This window comes from Aeromonas sp. MR7 (assembly GCF_963899385.1).
GTDB lineage: Bacteria > Pseudomonadota > Gammaproteobacteria > Enterobacterales > Aeromonadaceae > Aeromonas > Aeromonas bestiarum.
The window spans coordinates 120,820-139,370 of sequence record NZ_CAWQXH010000053.1 but is presented as its reverse complement, the minus strand read 5'-3'; the positions used below and the strand labels follow the sequence as shown (position 1 = coordinate 139,370).

Here is an 18,551-nt window from a genome sequence, read left to right as displayed (position 1 = left end):
CCCTTAATCCTTACGGAACATCTTCAGCATGCGCTGAGTGACTGTGAAGCCACCGAAGATGTTGATACTGGCAATCAGCACGGCGATAAAGGCCAATGCGGTGACCAAAGTCGACCCTTGCCCGATTTGCAGCAGGGCACCGACCACGATAATGCCGGAGATGGCATTGGTGACCGACATCAGCGGCGTGTGCAGGGCGTGAGAGACGTTCCACACCACGTAGTAACCGACCACGCAGGCCAAGATGAATACGGTGAAGTGAGAGAGGAAGGCAGCAGGCGCCACGGCTGCGACCCAACCGAAGGCGGCGATGCCGAGAGCACCGAACACGAACTTCTTGTTGGACGGCTGCTTCGCCTCGGCCTTCTTGACCGGGGCAGCGGCAGGCTTCTGCGGCGCGGCGGAGACGGCGATGGCGGGCGGCGGGAAGGTGACTTCACCGGCCTGGATCACCGTCATGTTGCGCTGCACCACGTCTTCGAAGTTGATGGCAACCTGACCGTCCTTCTCCTTGCACATCAGCTTCATCAGGTTGACCAGGTTGGTACCGTAGAGCTGGGAGGATTGGGCGGGCAGACGACCCGGCAGATCGGTGTAACCTATCACCTTGACGCCATTGGGGGTCACGAACAGCTCGGTCGGCACAGTGTATTCACAGTTGCCGCCGGTGGCCGCCGCCAGATCCACGATCACGGAACCCGGCTTCATGCTGTCGACCATCTCTTTGGTGATCAGCTTGGGAGCGGGGCGACCCGGGATTAGGGCTGTGGTGATGATGATGTCCACTTCCTTGGCCTGCTGGGCAAACAGCGCCATCTCGGCCGCGATGAACTCATCGGACATGACCTTGGCATAACCATCGCTGGAGGCACCGTCTTCGCTGCCGAAGTCCAGCTTGAGGAATTCACCCCCCATGGATTCGATCTGCTCGGCCACTTCCAGACGGGTATCGAACGCCCGCACTATGGCGCCGAGGGAACCGGCAGTACCTATGGCAGCCAGGCCGGCCACGCCGGCACCTATCACCAGTACCTTGGCAGGCGGAACCTTGCCGGCGGCGGTGATCTGACCGGTGAAGAAGCGACCGAACTGGTGCGCGGCTTCGACCACGGCGCGATAGCCGCCTATGTTGGCCATGGAGGAGAGGGCGTCGAGGGACTGGGCACGGGAGATCCGCGGCACCATGTCCATCGCCATCACATTGATGTTGCGCTCGGACAGCTTCTTGACCAGCTCAGGGTTCTGGGCAGGCCAGATGAAGCTCACCAGGGTGGCACCATCTTTAATTTGTGCGATCTCGGCATCGGTCGGCGCATTGACCTTGAAGATAAGGTCGGCTTGCCAGACGCTCGGCACCACGCTGGCACCGGCAGCCTCGAAGGCGGCATCATCGAAGCTGGCCAGCTGGCCGGCACCGGCCTCGATGGCGACCTCGAAGCCGAGCTTTTTCAGCTGCTCAACGGTGGCCGGGGTCGCTGCGACCCGGGTCTCACCGGCGAGACTCTCTCTCGGTATTCCAATCTGCATGACTATTCCCTGATGGTTAATAAACAATCGCTGCCCAGTGTCGCATTTCTGGCGAAACAAGACATGACCAAAGTGCAGGTCACGGGCCCTTTGTTATGAAAATCAGTAGGCTTTACCTCAACCTCCTGTCATGGCCAGGCCCCCGCTTTTCAGGCGCGAAGGTGATTAGTATCAAATTTTGGAGTTTTATTACAACCGCAGTCCCGATGGTGCGCGTACAGAATTCAGCCCATCCCGGAGCATGATTTAAAAAAACAAACCAAATTAGCGACTTATACCAGTAAAAAGCGCTGGAAAAAGTGATCCAACCAGTCAAAAAAAATGTTTTACCGGCCCTCTATCTTAGCGCTTTTTGTTCTTACGAAATTCACTCCGATCACAGATATCGGGGTGAAAGTGGAAAAAGTAACTGTTTTGTAACAGACAAGGGGCCGATCCCCCGCCAAATGGCAGGATCCGGCCCCCTAGGTTCAATCGTTTCGATCCTGATGCCCTGGCGCGACGCTCTTACCAGGCCGCTTCATAAATATGCTGGCTCTGTACCAGGTCGATGTCGCCGTGCTCGCCGATGGCGGTCATGCCGTGCTCCGCCAGCTTGCCGATCAGGGTGTCTATCCCCAGCGAGGCGACACCGTAGTCCCGCAGCCGGGTCTTGACCCCCATCCGCTCGAAGAAGTCACGGGTGGCGGCGATGGCGCCGTCGATGCGATCCTCCTCGCTGCCGGTGCGCAGATCCCACACCCGCTCTGCGTATTGCAGCAGCTTGGCATGCTTCTGCTGGCGCTTGGCCTGCAGCAGGGCGGGCAGCACCACCGCCAGGGTCTGGGCGTGGTCGAGACCGTGCAGGGCAGTCAGCTCGTGGCCCAGCATGTGGGTCGCCCAATCCTGCGGCACACCGGCCCCGATCAGGCCGTTGAGAGCCAGGGTGGCGCTCCACATGATGTTGGCGCGCACCTCGTAGTTTTCCGGCTCCAGCAGCGCCTTGGGGCCCTCCTCGGCCAGAGTCAGCAGCAGGCCTTCGGCGAAGCGATCCTGCACCTTGGCGTTGACCGGATAGGTGAGGTACTGCTCCAGAATGTGGATGAAGGCATCCACCACGCCATTCGCCACCTGGCGGGCCGGCAGGGTGTAGGTGAGCACGGGATCCAGCACGGCGAAGCGCGGCATCACGAAGGGCGAGAAGAAGTGCACCTTGTCGCCGGTGCTGCGACGGGTCACCACGGCACCCATGTTCATCTCGGAACCGGTAGCCGGCAGGGTCAGCACGGCGCCGAGCGCAATGGCGGAGCGCACCTCGTTGCCCACGGTCTCGAGTATGTGCCAGGGATCTCTGGCCTCGTCGTAGTGGGCTGCGGCGGCGATGAACTTGGTGCCGTCCAGCACGGAACCGCCGCCGACGGCCAGCAGGAAGTCGATGCGCTCAGCACGGGCCAGCGCCACCGCCCCCATCAGGGTTTCATAGGTGGGGTTGGGCTCGATGCCGCCGAACTCGAACAGTGTCATGCCAGCCAGCTCGCTGCGGATCTGCGCCAGCAGACCGGTGCGCACCACGCTGCCACCGCCATAGGTGATGAGGATGCGGGCGTCGGGAGGCAGCTGTTCGCGCAGCTGGGCAACCTGGCCCTTGCCGAACAGGATCTTGGTCGGGGTATGCAGGGTAAAATTGTTCATCGACATTGCCTTTTCATGTTCCTAGCGGTCTGGCCGCGAAATGTGATTGCATTTTTCTCCAGACAGCCTCTACCATCAAGGCAACATCCTGCTTGATTCTTGCCTATTTCTACAAAGCGGCCAGAACCACAACAAAAGAGAGACAATGCAGAGCCGCTACGCCGACCTCGCCGCCAAGCTGACCCGTCACGTCACAGCCCCCGGCATCACCCCCTCTCCGGTGGAGCAGGTGAACCTCATCTACACCACCGAGTACCACGGCCGTACTCCTGTGCTCTACCAGCCACGCATGATAGTGATATTGCAGGGGCACAAGGTGGGCTATCTGGCGGATCAGGTGTTTCGCTACGACCCCAACCACTACCTGCTGATGACGCTGCCGCTGCCGTGCGAGTGCGAGTGTTTCGCCTCCCCCGAGCAGCCTCTCATTGGCTTCTCTCTCGAGATCGATCTGGTCACCCTGCAGGCACTCTTGCTGGAGCTGGGCGACGCCCTGCCCGCCCCTGCCCCGCAGAAGAGCGGCGTCCACTCTGTGCCCCTGTCGGAGGCCATGTTCTGCGCCGCCGAGCGGTTGATCGACCTGATGGACAAGCCCCACCACGCCCGGGTGCTGGGACCGCAGACGGTGCGGGAGATGCTGTTCTACGCCCTGCACGAGGGCGGCGGCCCGGCGCTGCAGGCGCTGGCCAACCGTCACAACCATGTGGGCCAGATCGCCCGTGTGCTGCGTATGATAGAGTCGCGCTTCGCCGACAACCTCACCATGGAGGAGCTGGCGCGGGAGGTGAACATGAGCGTCTCCGCCTTTCATCACCACTTCAAGGCGGTCACGGCCACCTCGCCGCTGCAGTACATCAAGTCGTTTCGCCTACACAAGGCGCGCATCATGATGCTGCACGACGGCATCAAGGCCGGTGCCGCGGCGGCCAGGGTCGGTTACGAGAGCAACTCCCAGTTCAGCCGGGAGTACAAGCGCTTCTTCGGCAGTACGCCGACGGATCAGGCCTCCCGCTTTCGGGATGGCCAGCTGCGCATCATCGAAGGATAAAGACGAGGGAGATTACCTATGCGTTCACTGCTTTGCCTGCTCACCGCCCTGCTACTGACGGCCTGTACCGGCGTGGCCGAGGGCATACGCCCCGTCACCGGCTTCCAGCTCGATCGCTACCTCGGCACCTGGTACGAGATAGCCCGCCTGGACCACAGCTTCGAGCGGGGGCTGGAAGAGGTGAGCGCCAGCTACAGCCTGCGTGACGATGGCGGCGTCAGGGTGCTCAATCGCGGCAAACAAAGCGATGGCAGCTGGCGCGAGGCCGAGGGCAAGGCCTACTTCGTGGGCAAGCCGGACGAGGCGCGGCTCAAGGTGAGCTTCTTCGGCCCCTTCTACGGCGGCTACAACGTCATCGATCTGGACCCTGACTACCAGCTCTCCCTGGTGACCAGCTACAACCGCGACTACCTCTGGATCCTCTCCCGCTCCCCCAATCCGCCGAAAGCCAAGGTGGATGCGCTGATCGCCAAGGCCAGGGGGCTGGGTTTTGCCACCGACCAGCTGATTTGGGTCAAACAGCCGGGATAAGCGCCAGAAATGGCAAAGGGCAGCCCGCAGGCTGCCCTTTTTGTTGATGGAGTGGCGGGATGATCAGAGGCGGAAGCGGCCTATCTCCTGTTCCAGCCGCTCGGTCAGCGCCTTCAGCTCGGCGGCCTGGGCCGCCTCCTGATTGGCCTGCTCGGCCAGCTCCTGGGAGACGTGGCGTATGTTCTCGGTGTTGCGGCTGATCTCGCTGGTGACCGAAGTCTGCTCCTCCGCCGCCGCCGCTATCTGGGTCGCCATGTCGCTGATGGCGCCGATCGCCTCGTTGATCTGCCCCAGGCTCAGATTGGCGGCTTCCGCATCCTCCACGCTGGTGCCCGCCAGCTGACGGCTGGTCTCCATGCCCCCTACGGCGCGACGAGTGGTCTGCTGCAGCGTCTCTATCATCTGCTGGATCTCGTCGGTGGAGTCGTGGGTACGGCGCGACAGCACCCGCACCTCGTCCGCCACCACCGCAAAGCCGCGCCCCTGCTCACCGGCCCGGGCCGCCTCGATGGCAGCGTTCAGCGCCAGCAGGTTGGTCTGCTCGGCGATGCCGCTGATGGTGGCCAGAATGCCGCTGATCTTCTGGGCGTGGGCATCCAGCTCCACAATGATCTGGCTGGCATCGGCCACCTCGTCCGCCAGCCCCGTGATGCTGCGCTGACTCTGGCCGACCTGGGACTGACCGGCGACGGCCAGCTTGACCGCATCGCCGGAGGTGGTGGCCGCGAACTCGGCGTTGCCGGCAATCTCCTGGGTGGCGGAGGCCATCTCAGTCACCGCGGTCGCCACCATGACGATCTCGTCCTGCTGCTGGCGCACCCGCTGGCTGCGGGCCTGGGCACCGGCCGCCTGGGTGCGGGACTGGGCCGTCAGCTCCAGGGTCACGTCACGCAGGCGGCTGACGATGCCGTGCAGCCGCGCCACGAACTGGTTGAAACTCTCAGCCAGCTGGCCCACCTCGTCCTTGCTGCGGGTATTGATGTGGACCGTGAGATCCCCCTCGCCGTGGGCTATGTCGTGCAAGGCCCCGGCCACCCGCCCCAGATCCTGGAACAGGAACTTGAAGGTGCTGGTCAGCACCAGGCCAAATACCAGGATCAGGCCGGCACTGATGAGTGACAGCTCCCACAGCAGGCTCTGCAGCGGCGCCATCAGCACATCTTCATGCATCACCATGGCCAGCAGCCAGTCGGTGTTGGGAATAGGCAGCACCAGCATCTGGGCATCCCGTCCGCCGATCTGCACAAGTTGCAGGCCGCCCTGCTGGCTCATGCTCACCAGTCGGCCGGCATCCAGCTCGGGGGCCAGATCCTGGCTCTTCTTGAGCGCCAGCGCCTTGTCCGGGTGGGCGACTATGAGACCGCCCTTGTCCAGCAGCATGGCGTAGCCATCCCCCTGTACCCGCATCGCCAGCACATCCTTGATAAGCTGTTCCAGCGCCAGGTTGGCACCGACCACCCCGGCCAGCCGGCCCTGCTGCATCACGGGCTCGGCCAGGGTCACCACCAGTTGCTGCATGGTCACGCTGACATAGGGTTCGGTGATGATGAGCTTGCCCGCCTTGACCGCGTCCTGATACCAGGGCCGCTCGCGCGGGTCATAGTTGCCCTTGTTGAGAGAGGGATCGTTGCGGGTCATCACCCCCTCCTCCGAGCCGTAGTAGGCCAGCCCGAAGCCGCCGGAGCGCAGGGTCTGCTGCAGATGGGGCACCAGTTCGGAGGTCGGGTGGCTGGCGATGACATCGACCTGGGCGGTCAGGCTCTCGCGCCTGTCCTGCATCCATTTGCCTATCCCCTCCGCGTAGGCGCTGGCATAGTTGCGCGCCTCGCTGTCGATGGCGCTCAGGGTCTGGTTTTTCAGGGTATAGAAGGCGGTCATGCCCAGCAGGCAGACCGTGATCAGGACCACGCCAAGACTGGTGGCCAACAACTTGCCGCGAAGGGAGAGATTCATGGGATATCCTTATGGCTGTCTCAATGGCGTCAAACAAAGCTGCACGCCCTGTGTGGACTATATCGACAGAAAATCCCGATCCATGAATTTCAATCCGTTGATTTTAAATGAATCAGTAAGTGAACCCTGGCAATGCCCCTTGCCATCCGGCATGGGAAAATCCCCTCAGAACCCCGGCCGATGCCCCTCAGCAGGTGTAAAAAAGGCCACCTCCAGGAGGTGGCCTGCGTGCATTCAACCCGCAGAAAAACGCGCTAGCGCACCCGGGCTATGGCGGTGTTGAGCCGCATGTTGCCGGCATCCAGGCTCGGGGTCTGGCCGTAAAAGTCGAACTCCAGCTTGACCCCGGGGCGGAACAGCAAGCAGTGGGTCGAGCCGCCGAAGTGGAACATGCCGAGCTGATCCCCCTTCTTCACCCTGTCCCCCGCCCGCACAGTGATGTCGCAGCTCGATACCTCGGCCATGCCCACAGGCACCACGCACATCAGCCCGATTTTGGGATTGTCGGCTTCGATGAAGATCAGCGCCCGGGTTGCCACCGAGGTGAGGAAGGGCTGCGAGTTGTTGGGGGCGCTGGGATCCGCCCCCTGCGGGTCGACAAAGCCCTCGAACTGGTTCTCCAGATAGTAGGTGCCGTTGACCACGCGCACCTTGCGAATGGTGCCGCTCACCGGGCTGTGCCAACGGTGATAGCTGAGGGCGCTGAGGAAGGCCTGATACACTGTGCCGCCGTCGAAGCGAGGCGCCAGATCATCGAAGTCGAGCATGTTGTCCAGCGAATAGGGCTGACCCTTGAGCCAGAACTGATCGCTGCTGCTCACCTCTTTTCTCACCTGCAGCGGCGCCGATTCGCAGGCGTTGACGATGACGTTGTCATCCGCCGGCGCCGAGACAGGCCGCACACCGGGGCGGAAGGTGCGGGTGAAGAACCCATCCCAACTGCCGAAGCCATGATACTCGGCCGCCGGATCGCACTGGAAGATCTGCTCAAAGCTGGCTGGCGTGGGATTGGGGCCCTCACCCAGGGCGCCGGTCGCCACCTTGACCATTTCGGCCTTGGCCACCTTGCCGAGCCAGGGCACCACCAGTGTCTCATGATCCAGCCGGCTGACCGGCTCGTTCAACACGTAGCGTGAAGCCGGGCTTTGCAGAAACAACGCCCAGTAATCGAGGATCTTCTTGAACTGCTGGTTGATCAGGGCGTTGGCGAAGAAGTGATAACCGGACTGGGTCGCCATGGGCCAGTCGAGCAGCGCATTGATGGGAAAACCTATGAGGCCGGAGGGCTCGTGCGTCGGAATGTCCTGATACGCCTCGGGGGCCGTGGTCATGATGCCGTTGAGCAGCCCCAGAAACTCCTCGAAGGATCGCACCTCGATCTGACCGAGCGGGGTCAGGTGCTTGTGGCGCCAGGCCTCCTTGAACATGGCTTCGGCCTGGACATGCAGCGAAGGGTCGGCGTTGACCAGATCCCGCAGCTCGGCGATGGGCGGCACAAGCGCGCTCGGCTGGTTGGCGACATAGTGCCTGATCCGCCGGATCCAGCGCTCGATATGGGCACTATCCTGTGGCACCCAGCCGCCGGGGCGAGACTTGTTCAGTCGGGTTTCAACTGCCTTGTTCATGAGTCTATCTCCTCAAATGATGTTCACGCCCACAATCCACGGCTTGAGCATTGGCTACCGGTTTGCCATCAACACGCAATGACACCGCCCATGTGGTGTAGCACACGAGCCAGTGAAGCACGATTGCCAGAAACGACAGGGCAAATTGGCGCAATAGCGACTAGCGGTCAGGGGCGGTGCGGGATCTGAAGGGAAAGAGGCGCCGGGAACGGGCTGACGCCGCCGTAAAACGGCAACCATAGGAGCAGGTATGACGGGAGGAAAAACCGGGAACGCAGAAATGCGAAAAGCCAGCTCAATGAGCTGGCTTTTCTGAAAATGGCAGGGGCGGCAGGACTCGAACCCGCAACCATCGGTTTTGGAGACCGCTGTTCTACCAATTGGAACTACGCCCCTGCAACAAACGAGGCGAATTATACAAAGCCGGGTTCAAAGGTAAAGGCTTTTTTCTCACTTTCGATTCGATTGCACAAATGACGAGCAACTCGCGGCAATTTGCGCAGCCTGACGGGGTAACTTGCTGTATTTACAGCCTTGTCAGGGTAGGAAAGCCACATAAATGGGGGTAGGGTTAAGTCTGGATCCGGGAGGCTACTCATGCTCAATTACCGCTTGCTCCAACAACTGGCACCGCTCAACTTCAGGGATGAACGCAAGACGGAGTCCCTGCCCGACTATCTCGACCGGGTCGCGCCGCGAGTGCCCTTCATTCCCCACAGCGTGCTTTCCCAGTGGATTTATCGCCATTGGCGCGGTTTTGAGTCCAACTGGAGCTTTATCGACCTGGCCCGTCACCAGTTCGAGTGCGAGAGCTGGCCCACGGAGCAGATCGTGACCCAGGTCAGCTCCCGCCATATGGAGGTGGTCGAGCGCTGGGGCGAGATGCTGCGCCACAATCGTTACGTGCGTCGATCCTGGCTCGGCGAATACATGCTGACCCAGGGCTCCTGGTCCGAACCCATCATAGTGCTGGCCCCCGCACCGGATAGCCGCTACCCGGACGGACAGCCGCTGCCGCAACCCTATTGCCTGCTGGAAGGGCACCACAGACTCGCCTATCTGCGCTGCATGGCCGAAGATGCCCTGCCCCTGCAAACGGAACACAGCGTGTGGGTTTGCCGACCCGTTCACGACACTTAAACGTTTTCCCGTGCAAATCTTGCCTTTGAAATAAATTTTTGACAATTCAAAATGCGACTCTATAATCTGTCCGGTTTTGAAAAAGGTCGAGACGAGACGATGCAGTTTTTGATTCAGAAAACAGCCTTGCAGACGGGTGGAGCGCACCAGAGCGGCCCCGTTGTTTCCGGTTCCCGACCCACAGATCCCCAGTTATTTTTAAAAAAAGCCCCTGTTTCAGGGGCTTTTTTTTGTGCCCGAAAAACCTTCATTGATGTCAAAGGGAATGCAGACGATGACCAATCCACTCTATAAGAAACATGTCATCTCCATTTCGGACCTGACCCGGCCCGACATGGAACTGGTGGTCGCAACCGCACAGCGGTTGAAGGCCGAGCCCGACACCCGCCTGTTGAAAGACAAGCTGGTTGCCAGCTGCTTCTTCGAAGCGTCCACCCGTACCCGCCTCTCGTTCGAGACCGCGGTTCAGCGCCTGGGTGGCAACATCATCGGCTTCGCCGACGGTGGCAACACCAGCGCCAAGAAGGGCGAGACCCTGGCCGACTCCATCAAGATCATCGGCTCCTACTCGGATGCCGTGGTGATGCGTCACCCGAAAGAGGGTGCCGCCCGCCTCGCCTCCGAGTTCTCCCGCGTGCCTGTCATCAACGGCGGTGACGGTTCCAACCAGCATCCGACCCAGACCCTGCTCGACCTCTTCTCGATCCATGAGACGCAAGGCAAGCTGGACGGCCTCAATGTCGCCTTCGTCGGCGACCTCAAGTACGGCCGCACCGTCCACTCCCTGGCCCAGGCCCTCAGCCTGTTCAACTGCCGCTTCTTCTTCATCTCCCCGGAAGCGCTGGCGATGCCGGACTATATCTGCGAGGAGCTGGAAGAGAAGGGCATCCAGTTCAGCGTGCACGAGACCATGGAAGAGGTGATGCCTGAGCTCGACATCCTCTACATGACCCGGGTCCAGAAAGAGCGCTTCGACGAGACCGAGTACAAGCACATGGCCGCCAAGTTCGTGCTGGAGCTGGCCACCCTGGAAGGGGCCAAGCCCACCATGAAGATCCTGCACCCCCTGCCCCGCGTCGACGAGATCGAGGTGGCGGTCGACAAGACTCCCCACGCCTACTACTTCCAGCAGGCGGAGAACGGGGTCTACGCGCGCCAGGCACTGCTGGCTCTGGTACTGAACGAAACCGTCTAAGGGAAAAGGGGAACATCATGTCCGAGAAGAATCAACTGCAAGTCGAAGCCATCCGTCACGGCTCCGTCATCGACCACGTCCCCGCCGGCCAAGGCATCAAGATCCTCAAGCTGTTCCAGCTGATCGAGACCCAGGAGCGGATCACCGTCGGTTTCAACCTGAAATCCGGCGCGCTGGGCAAGAAGGATCTCATCAAGATAGAGAACACCCGCCTGACCGCGGAACAGGCCAACCAGCTGGCCCTGTTTGCCCCCAAGGCAACCGTCAACATCATCGAAGACTTCGCCGTGGTGAAGAAGCACCAGCTGGAACTGCCGGAGTTCATCACGGGCGTGTTCCACTGCCCCAACTCCAACTGCATCTCCCACAACGAGCCGGTGGACAGCTACTTCCGGGTGCGGGAGGTGAAAGGCGTGGTGCGCATGAAGTGCAAATACTGCGAGAAGTCCTTCACCCAGGACATAGTCAGCGAACGTTACTGATATCTGAATGGGCCCTGTGGGGCCCATTTTTGACCCCTGTCACATCACAGATTTTCCGTTTAGCTATAATTTGCCATCCTATAAAGGCTAAACATCGCTCATTCCCTGCCTCACTCCTTTCCATCAGAACTTTTAGCTATTAAAAGGCATTGGTGGCAGATTTCGAGCGATAGCCTTCGGTCACAGTCAAAGGAAATCGCCGTGGTCAAAACCCTCAGTCGTCCCGTTGAACAAGAGCCCGATCTGGCCCAGCTGGATGCCTGTCGCCAGATCATCGGCCAGCACTGCTACAGCACCCAGGAGGAGATCCGCCGCGAGCTGGCGGAGCGCGGCTTTGCCGACATCAGCCAGTCCACCATCTCCCGTCTGCTGCGCCGCCTCGGCGTGGCCAAGGCCCAGAATGCCAACGGCAAGAAGGTCTACACCCTGGTGGACGAGCAGCTGGAGCCCGCCGGCAGCACCCGTTCCATCCACGACATGGTGCGCGAGGTGGTGCACAACCAGCAGATGGTGTTGATCCACACCACCCCGGGTGCCGCGACTGTGGTGGCCCGCCTGCTGGATCGCAACGCCAATCCCGAGATCATGGGCGCCGTCGCGGGCAACGATGTGGTTCTGGTCGCGCCGCGCCATATCAGCCGCACCCGCCTGGCCCACGCGGCCGTGGTGCGTACCCTGGAGCAGGCGCGCTGACGTTCCTCCCCTGAATGCACAAGGCGACCCCGGGGTCGCCTTTTTGTTGTCTTGCCCACCCGATTGCGGGCTCATGTAAGGGGAGCGCCGGATTCCCCGTCCTGTCCTGTTTCTCGGCCATAAAAAACGGGAGCCACTGGCTCCCGTTTCATGTCGTCTTTCACCTGTTATGCCAGCACGGCACCCAGGCTCAGGCAGGCTACGATCAGCACTGTCAGGATGCCGAGCAGCGGCGCAACCCACTTCAGCCAGCGTACATAGGGCACCTTGGCGATGGCTAGGCCACCCATGACCACGGCGGAGGTCGGCGTCACCAGGTTCACCAGGCCGGAGGCGGACTGATAAGCGGTCACCACCAGCTCACGACCCACGTTGGCGAAGTCGGCAAGGGGCGCCATGATCGGCATGGTCAGCACGGCCAGACCGGAGGAGGACGGCACCAGGAAGGAGAGCACCAGCTCCAGCACGAACATCACGTTGATGAACACTACGGTGGAGAGGCCGGTCACTATGCCTTCTGCGCTGTGCAATATGGTGTGAGTGATCATGCCGTTGTCCATCACCACTACGATACCGCGAGCGATACCTATGATGAGGGCCACACCGAGCAGGTCACGGGCACCGTCGATGAAGTTTGAGGTCAGCTCCTCCTCGCTCATGCGGGAGATGACGCCGACTATGATGGCGGCGGCCAGGAAGACGCCGGAGATCTGCGCCATCCACCAGCCGAGCACGGCCACCCCGTAGATCATCACGGCGAAGGCGGCGACGAAGATACCCAGCACTATCTTGCGAGTAAGAGTGAACTCCAGCATCTGATCGCTCTTGTTGCCGAGGAAGTGGGCACGGTTCTCTTCCCACTTGTCAGCCACCAAGGACTTGCTGGGGTCGTTGCGCACCATCTTGGCATAGCGCATGACATAGGCCACGCACAGCAGCCAGCCGGCAACCAGCATGGCGACGCGCAGCCAGATACCGTCGGTGAAGGAGATGCCGGCGGCGTTGGCGGCAATCACGGTCGCAAACGGGTTGATGGTAGAGCCCAGAGTACCGATACCTGCGCCCAGCAACACGGTCGCGGCGGCAACCACGGGGTCGAAGCGGGCGGCCATCATCACGGGGACCAGCAGGGTATAGAAAGGCAGCGACTCTTCAGCCATGCCATAGATGGTGCCGCCTGCGGCGAACAGCGCCATCAGGATCGGGATCATCCACTCTTCACGGCCGCGCAGGCGGTCGGTAACGCGCTCGATCCCGGCATCGATGGCACCAGTCTTGGTCACAATGCCAAGAAAACCACCGATGATCAGGATAAACAGGGAGACGTCGATGGCGCCTGCCTGATAGGTATCATGGTTGTAGAGACCATCGATGGGTGCCAGCAGCACGTCGACTATCCCCTGGGGATTCCCCTCTACCAGCTTGTAGGTTCCAGCCACCGGCACTTCCTTGCCGAGGGCGTCGTTCATGATCATGTCGTATTTGCCGGCTGGCACTACCCAGCTCAGGGCGGCCACCAAGGCGATCAGCACAAACAGTATGGTGTAGGCTGATGGGAACTTGAATTTGGTCATGGTCCAGCTTCCTTCTGTGGTGTGGTATCCATGCAAGCTGCGGGTCGTAGGGTTAGAGGTATTATGCCGCCGTCACATGGTCGAAAAGCCGGGGGTCGCCCCCCGGCACCACTACTGCGACCTTAGTCGCCCAGCGTAGCAACCATCACTGCCTTGATGGTGTGCATCCGGTTTTCGGCCTCGTCGAACACGATGCTGTGCTCGGATTCGAACACGTCCTCGGTCACTTCCAGACCTTTCATCCCATATTTGTCAGCCACTTCCTTGCCCATGGTGGTCTCATCGTTGTGGAACGCCGGCAGGCAGTGCATGAACTTCACATCCGGGTTCTTGGTGGCGTTGATGACATCCATGTTGATCTGGTACGGGGTCATCAGTTTCACCCGTTGATCCCAGGCTTCTTTCGCTTCGCCCATGGAAACCCAGACGTCTGTGTAGAGGAAGTCGGTACCCAGCACGCCCTCTTTCACATCCTCGGTCAGGGTGATGCGAGCGCCTGTCTCTTCGGCGATCAGGCGGCACTTGGCAACCAGCGCTTCTTCCGGCCAGAAGGCTTTCGGTGCGACCAGGCGAATGTCCATGCCCATCTTGGCGGCGCCGACCATCAGGGAGTTGCCCATGTTGTTGCGGGCATCACCCAGGTAGGCGAACTTAATCTGATCCAGACGCTTGCCCTTGCCGTGCTCCAGCATGGTCATGAAGTCGGCCAGGATCTGGGTCGGGTGGAATTCGTTGGTCAGGCCGTTCCAGACAGGGACGCCGGCATAGGCACCCAGCTCTTCCACGATTTCCTGGCCATAGCCACGGTATTCGATGCCGTCATACATGCGGCCCAGTACACGTGCTGTGTCCTTCATGGACTCCTTGTGACCGATCTGGGAACCGCTTGGGCCGAGGTAGGAGACTTGAGCGCCCTGGTCGAAGGCCGCCACTTCAAACGCACAACGGGTGCGGGTGGAGGTCTTCTCGAAGATCAGGGCGATGTTTTTGCCGACCAGGTGCTTGCGCTCATAGCCACCGTATTTGGCTTTCTTCAGGTCGATGGCCAGGTCGATCATGTATTGGATTTCGCGCGGGGTGAAGTCCAGCAGTTTCAGGAAGTTACGGTTACGCAGATTAAAAGCCATGATGAGTTCTCTCTATATTTGTTCAGACCAATTTGGGCAGTGTTATTGACTACGCATACACAGTACAAACTTGTTCAGGCCCCATTCGGGCAGTGTTGTTGACTAGGCATTCACGGTGCGGGTGGCAACGATATTGGTGCCGGCTTCGCCCTTGAGGATGGCCAGGCCATCTTCCAGAGAACCGATCCCGACCATGCCGCCGGTCGCCTTGACGAATTCGCAGGACGCTTCGACCTTGGGCCCCATAGAGCCTGCATCGAACTTGACGCCAGCCAGTTCGGCCGGGCTGGTGACGCGCAGCGGGTGCTGGGTCGGTTTGCCCCAATCCAGGTAGACGGCATCGGCGTCGGTCAGGATCAGCAGGGCATCGGCCTTGATCTGCTTGGCCAGGTAGGCGGCAGACATGTCCTTGTCGATGACGGCTTCGATGCCGGTCAGGCACTGGCCATCCCAGGTCACGGGAATGCCACCACCACCGGTACAGATGATGAGGTGTCCCTGGGCGATCAGGGTTTCGATGGCATCGCCTTCGACGATGCGCTGGGGCAGCGGGGACGGCACCACGCGGCGGAAGAACTTGCCGTCGGCCTTGACCACCCAGTGCTTCTCTTCGGCCAGGATGCGGGCTTCGGCTTCGTCATAGACGGGTCCGATAAATTTGGTCGGATTGGCAAACGCCGGATCCTTGGGATCGACCTGCACCTGGGTCAGCAGCGCGGTGACGTTGCGGCTCGGCATCAGGTTTTTGAGCTCCTGGATCAGCATGTAGCCGATCATGCCCTGGGACTCGGCACCCAGCACATCCAGGGGATAGGGCGCGACCTTGGTATAGGCGCTGTTTTGCAGGGCCAGCAGGCCGACTTGCGGGCCGTTGCCATGTACCAGCACCACGTTGTACTCCTGAGCGATCAGGGCGATGGTCTTGGCGGCGGTGGCGATGTTCTTGCGCTGGATATCCGCTTCAAGGGGCTCACCACGACGGAGCAGGGCATTGCCACCCAGGGCGACGACGACAGTTGGTTTTTTCATGAGTGTTGATCTCGAGTCTTGGTATCTGTGGCGCCAGCCTCTGCCGGCGCCACGCCGTCTTGTTAGATGCCGTCACGTTCCATCGGGCAGCTCATGCAGCGGGCGCCGCCGCGGCCACGACCCAGTTCTTCACCCGGGATGGAGAGAACTGTGATGCCGGCCTTGTCATATTTCTCGTTGGTGTAGGTGTTGCGCTCATAACCCACAACCACGCCAGGACGCACCGTCAGCACGTTGTTGGCATCGTTCCACTGTTCGCGTTCGGCTTCGAAGGTGTCACCACCTGTGGTGATGAGCTTGAGCTGATCCACGCCCAGCGCCTTCTCGATGGCGGTCACAAAGTAACCCTCTTCCTTGATGTTCATGCCGGTGGCACCGCCCGGAGTCAGACTCCAGCAGTTCACATCCTTGCGGATGACTTCCGGATAGACGGAGAAGGTGTCTATGTCCATGTGGGTCATGACGGTATCCAGGTGCATGCAGCTGCGATGTTTCGGCAGTTGCATGGCGATGACCTGTTTGGCCTGTCCGTGTTTGAACAGGCTGCGCGCCAGGTGCTCGACCCCTTGCGGCGTGGTGCGCTCGGACATGCCGATGAGCACGGCGCCACGGCCGATAACCAGTACGTCACCCCCTTCGATGGTGGAGTTGTCGTAGTCACGATCCTCGTCACCGAAGTACTTGATGAAGTCCTGACCGGCAAACTGCGGGTGCCAGCGGTAGATGGCCTTCACATGGTTGGTCTCGCGGCGACGGGCGGCCTTGGCCATGGGGTTGATGGAGACGCCACCATAGACCCAGCAGGAGGTGTCACGGGTAAAGAGATGATTGGGCAGCGGCTCTATGATGAAGTCGGTCGGGGCGTGCATGCCCACTACCATGTTGACGCCGCTGTAAGGCATCTCTGAGTAGGTCAGGCCACCGGAGAGAATGCGGGCCAGTTCGCGGTGCGGCATGTCAGCCAGGAAGCAGCGCACGTCGTTGGCAAGGGAAGAACCGAGGCGATAATCGGAGACCTGATGTTGCAGCAGCCAGGTTTTGGCTTCCGGCACATCCAGAGTCTCAGCCAGCAGGTTGGTCAGCAGGAAAACTTCGACATTCTGATCGCGCAGTACCTGAGCGAATTTGTCGTGCTCCTGACCGGCGCGTTCAACCGACAGGACATCATCAAACAACAGGTCCTGGCAGTTGGAAGGGGTCAGACGCTTCAGACTGAGGTTGGGGCGGTGCAACATGACACGGCGCAATTGGCCAACTTCAGAACCTACATAAAATTTGCTCATGATTATATTCCGTCTAGCAGTGGTCCCTGCGAGTGATTGAATAGATTCCTTCTATTCATGCTCGTGGCTAAGGCGGGATATTCTTTATGTAGGGTACTCAGCTTGTGTTCTATCCTGCCCTTGCCTTTCGAGACCGAGGTTAGACCTGCCAATCACGATAAACTTAGACATTGATCACATTCACTCTGAACTGAATAAAATCACGGTTTATTCTTTGATGAGGATAACAGAACTGACAATCTCTCATTCAGACACCATGCATTAACACGCATTAATCCACGCTTTTATTTCATATTTCATCCTATTTCATTCACGACCTATATCTACTAAGGGATATAACAAAAAACAAAAAACCATTATTTTCAAAGTGATATAAAACATAAACTCGTCACCTGAATTTAATATGCATTAAACTGAATTTTTCACTGGTTTTTAAGGGATGGGCACCGAGATAAATAGTCATAAGCGGGTGGAGCGCTGAATAATCTGCTTCTTGTCCCAGATCATGGCATTGTGCCAAAGCCGCCGCCACAGGCTCGCGGCACAAGTTGTCAGCAACATGCCTGTTATATGGATATGCACAAAGCCCGCATCTTGGTCATGTATTTCTCAGCGACCCCGCTACACCCTCTTTTCAAACTTTTTTCATTCGTTGAATTTATTTCATAACCTTGCGTCGCGGGCCGGCTCGGCTTAACTCAGAAAGTGATCCAGATCACGCCGTGTTCTGTCACCAAGGAGATAGCCATGAAGATCAAGTCACTGTTCCTGTTCGCCGCCCTGATCCTGCCCATGACCCCATCGCTGGTCAGCGCTGAGGGAGCGCCCGCCATCCCCATGGTGGTCTGCCATGTCGACCAGGCTCCCCAGATGCTGGTCCCCGAGTACGTGTGCCAGTGGTACGGCGGCAGCCAGCACTACTGAAAGTGAGAGCCCAAGAGGAGGTCACCTCCTCTTGGCTTGTCATGCTTCAACCCCCTCCTATACTCAAGGCAGCTATTTTTCATAGGGATAGGAGATAGTCATGATCCTGTTGGTCGGTGGAGAGAAGGGAGGGAGCGGCAAGAGTTGTCTGGCCCAGAATCTGGCGGTCTACCTCAGAACCCGGTTTCATGGCGAAGTGCTGCTGGTCGATTGTGACCCGCAACGCACCACCTCGGACTGGATCCAGGAGCGCAACGACAACCCGGATCTGCCCCAGATAAACTGCGTTCAGCTCTACGGCAATATTCGCAACGACCTGCTCAGCCTGAAGAACCGCTATGACTATGTCATCGTCGACTGTGGCGGCCAGGACAACCGGGCGCTGCGCTCCACCATGGCGGTGGCCACCCATGGCCTGATCCCGCTGCGGCCCAAACGCCGCGATCTCAAGACCCTGCCACACATGGAAGATCTCATCACCACCTGCAAGATGGTCAATCCCACCCTCAAGGCCGCCGTGGTGCTGACCCAGTGCCCGGCCCTGCCTAACCAGGTAAAACGGATCCTGGAGGCCAAGGAGGTATGCGCCTCGTTCGGGGTCGATGTGCTGAACGCCATCACCTATGGTCGCAACGTCTATGACGACAGCGAGGAGAAGGGCCTTTCCGTCATGGAGATCGAACCCGATGGCAAGTCGGCCGAGGAGATCCGGGCCATCGCCAAGGAGTTTTTGGAGCTGGAGGTGTGAG

General features: G+C 59.9%; 16 protein-coding genes and 1 tRNA gene. 8 read left to right on the top strand and 9 right to left on the bottom strand.

Annotation, left to right across the window (positions count from 1 at the left end; translation table 11 throughout):
- Positions 1-3: 3 nt before the first annotated feature.
- Positions 4-1,527 (bottom strand): Re/Si-specific NAD(P)(+) transhydrogenase subunit alpha, encoded by a 1,524-nt coding sequence (locus AACW87_RS22375; RefSeq protein ID WP_043142703.1) that lies wholly within the window; start codon positions 1,525-1,527, stop codon positions 4-6.
- Between the two features lie 507 nt (positions 1,528-2,034).
- On the bottom strand, positions 2,035-3,198 hold the full coding sequence (gene yqhD, locus AACW87_RS22370) for an alcohol dehydrogenase (protein ID WP_043142968.1): 1,164 nt from the start codon (positions 3,196-3,198) through the stop codon (positions 2,035-2,037).
- 145 nt (positions 3,199-3,343) lie between these two features.
- On the opposite strand from yqhD, the gene AACW87_RS22365 reads away from it, so the two are divergent.
- A complete protein-coding gene (locus AACW87_RS22365) occupies positions 3,344-4,246 on the top strand; it encodes an AraC family transcriptional regulator (protein WP_043142706.1) in 903 nt (300 codons plus the stop codon).
- An 18-nt stretch (positions 4,247-4,264) separates the two neighbouring features.
- Entirely contained in the window at positions 4,265-4,777 is a 513-nt protein-coding gene (locus AACW87_RS22360; RefSeq protein WP_241326202.1) for a lipocalin family protein, read from the top strand.
- Positions 4,778-4,840: 63 nt separating this feature from the next.
- On the opposite strand, the gene AACW87_RS22355 is transcribed toward AACW87_RS22360, so the two are convergent.
- The 3 genes from AACW87_RS22355 to AACW87_RS22345 all read right to left on the bottom strand — a co-directional run bounded on the left by AACW87_RS22355 (position 4,841) and on the right by AACW87_RS22345 (position 8,751).
- Positions 4,841-6,730 carry a methyl-accepting chemotaxis protein gene (locus AACW87_RS22355; RefSeq protein WP_043554164.1) on the bottom strand — a complete coding sequence of 630 codons (1,890 nt, stop codon included), beginning with the start codon at positions 6,728-6,730 and terminating at the stop codon, positions 4,841-4,843.
- A 254-nt stretch (positions 6,731-6,984) separates the two neighbouring features.
- Complete coding sequence (locus AACW87_RS22350; RefSeq protein WP_241326201.1) at positions 6,985-8,355, bottom strand: phosphatidylserine decarboxylase family protein; 1,371 nt, start codon at positions 8,353-8,355, stop codon at positions 6,985-6,987.
- 319 nt (positions 8,356-8,674) lie between these two features.
- Positions 8,675-8,751 (bottom strand) — tRNA-Trp (locus tag AACW87_RS22345).
- Positions 8,752-8,952: 201 nt separating this feature from the next.
- Between AACW87_RS22345 and AACW87_RS22340 the strand changes: the two genes are divergently transcribed.
- From AACW87_RS22340 to AACW87_RS22325, 4 genes are all read left to right on the top strand, one after another.
- Positions 8,953-9,495: a hypothetical protein gene (locus AACW87_RS22340; RefSeq protein ID WP_241326200.1), complete on the top strand. Its 543-nt coding sequence runs from the start codon at positions 8,953-8,955 to the stop codon at positions 9,493-9,495.
- 274 nt (positions 9,496-9,769) lie between these two features.
- A complete protein-coding gene (gene pyrB / locus AACW87_RS22335; RefSeq protein WP_181003674.1) occupies positions 9,770-10,690 on the top strand; it encodes an aspartate carbamoyltransferase in 921 nt (306 codons plus the stop codon).
- A 17-nt stretch (positions 10,691-10,707) separates the two neighbouring features.
- The gene (gene pyrI, locus AACW87_RS22330) at positions 10,708-11,172 is read left to right on the top strand and encodes an aspartate carbamoyltransferase regulatory subunit (protein WP_005318436.1); all 465 of its coding nucleotides are present in this window, start codon (positions 10,708-10,710) and stop codon (positions 11,170-11,172) included.
- 201 nt (positions 11,173-11,373) lie between these two features.
- Positions 11,374-11,865 (top strand): arginine repressor, encoded by a 492-nt coding sequence (locus AACW87_RS22325; protein ID WP_042870238.1) that lies wholly within the window; start codon positions 11,374-11,376, stop codon positions 11,863-11,865.
- A 167-nt stretch (positions 11,866-12,032) separates the two neighbouring features.
- Here the strand turns inward: AACW87_RS22325 and AACW87_RS22320 are convergent, their stop codons facing one another.
- From AACW87_RS22320 to arcA, 4 genes are all read right to left on the bottom strand, one after another.
- On the bottom strand, positions 12,033-13,439 hold the full coding sequence (locus AACW87_RS22320) for a YfcC family protein (RefSeq protein WP_103472279.1): 1,407 nt from the start codon (positions 13,437-13,439) through the stop codon (positions 12,033-12,035).
- A gap of 122 nt (positions 13,440-13,561) precedes the next feature.
- Positions 13,562-14,566 (bottom strand): ornithine carbamoyltransferase, encoded by a 1,005-nt coding sequence (gene argF / locus AACW87_RS22315; protein ID WP_043142722.1) that lies wholly within the window; start codon positions 14,564-14,566, stop codon positions 13,562-13,564.
- Positions 14,567-14,668: 102 nt separating this feature from the next.
- On the bottom strand, positions 14,669-15,595 hold the full coding sequence (gene arcC / locus AACW87_RS22310) for a carbamate kinase (protein WP_043142723.1): 927 nt from the start codon (positions 15,593-15,595) through the stop codon (positions 14,669-14,671).
- 62 nt (positions 15,596-15,657) lie between these two features.
- Positions 15,658-16,878 (bottom strand): arginine deiminase, encoded by a 1,221-nt coding sequence (arcA, locus tag AACW87_RS22305; RefSeq protein ID WP_042870246.1) that lies wholly within the window; start codon positions 16,876-16,878, stop codon positions 15,658-15,660.
- Between the two features lie 747 nt (positions 16,879-17,625).
- On the opposite strand from arcA, the gene AACW87_RS22300 reads away from it, so the two are divergent.
- Complete coding sequence (locus AACW87_RS22300) at positions 17,626-17,802, top strand: hypothetical protein (RefSeq protein ID WP_103472280.1); 177 nt, start codon at positions 17,626-17,628, stop codon at positions 17,800-17,802.
- Positions 17,803-17,902: 100 nt separating this feature from the next.
- The gene (locus AACW87_RS22295) at positions 17,903-18,550 is read left to right on the top strand and encodes an AAA family ATPase (RefSeq protein ID WP_043142728.1); all 648 of its coding nucleotides are present in this window, start codon (positions 17,903-17,905) and stop codon (positions 18,548-18,550) included.
- The last annotated feature ends 1 nt before the right edge of the window (position 18,551 follow it).

Excerpts from the sequence above, each read along its gene's own strand:
- AACW87_RS22375 (WP_043142703.1), bottom strand. The coding sequence starts at position 1,527 with ATGCAGATTGGAATACCGAGAGAGAGTCTCGCCGGTGAGACCCGGGTC.
- yqhD (WP_043142968.1), bottom strand. The coding sequence starts at position 3,198 with ATGAACAATTTTACCCTGCATACCCCGACCAAGATCCTGTTCGGCAAG.
- AACW87_RS22365 (WP_043142706.1), top strand. The coding sequence starts at position 3,344 with ATGCAGAGCCGCTACGCCGACCTCGCCGCCAAGCTGACCCGTCACGTC.
- AACW87_RS22360 (WP_241326202.1), top strand. The coding sequence starts at position 4,265 with ATGCGTTCACTGCTTTGCCTGCTCACCGCCCTGCTACTGACGGCCTGT.
- AACW87_RS22355 (WP_043554164.1), bottom strand. The coding sequence starts at position 6,730 with ATGAATCTCTCCCTTCGCGGCAAGTTGTTGGCCACCAGTCTTGGCGTG.
- AACW87_RS22350 (WP_241326201.1), bottom strand. The coding sequence starts at position 8,355 with ATGAACAAGGCAGTTGAAACCCGACTGAACAAGTCTCGCCCCGGCGGC.
- AACW87_RS22340 (WP_241326200.1), top strand. The coding sequence starts at position 8,953 with ATGCTCAATTACCGCTTGCTCCAACAACTGGCACCGCTCAACTTCAGG.
- pyrB (WP_181003674.1), top strand. The coding sequence starts at position 9,770 with ATGACCAATCCACTCTATAAGAAACATGTCATCTCCATTTCGGACCTG.
- pyrI (WP_005318436.1), top strand. The coding sequence starts at position 10,708 with ATGTCCGAGAAGAATCAACTGCAAGTCGAAGCCATCCGTCACGGCTCC.
- AACW87_RS22320 (WP_103472279.1), bottom strand. The coding sequence starts at position 13,439 with ATGACCAAATTCAAGTTCCCATCAGCCTACACCATACTGTTTGTGCTG.
- argF (WP_043142722.1), bottom strand. The coding sequence starts at position 14,566 with ATGGCTTTTAATCTGCGTAACCGTAACTTCCTGAAACTGCTGGACTTC.
- arcC (WP_043142723.1), bottom strand. The coding sequence starts at position 15,595 with ATGAAAAAACCAACTGTCGTCGTCGCCCTGGGTGGCAATGCCCTGCTC.
- arcA (WP_042870246.1), bottom strand. The coding sequence starts at position 16,878 with ATGAGCAAATTTTATGTAGGTTCTGAAGTTGGCCAATTGCGCCGTGTC.
- AACW87_RS22300 (WP_103472280.1), top strand. The coding sequence starts at position 17,626 with ATGAAGATCAAGTCACTGTTCCTGTTCGCCGCCCTGATCCTGCCCATG.
- AACW87_RS22295 (WP_043142728.1), top strand. The coding sequence starts at position 17,903 with ATGATCCTGTTGGTCGGTGGAGAGAAGGGAGGGAGCGGCAAGAGTTGT.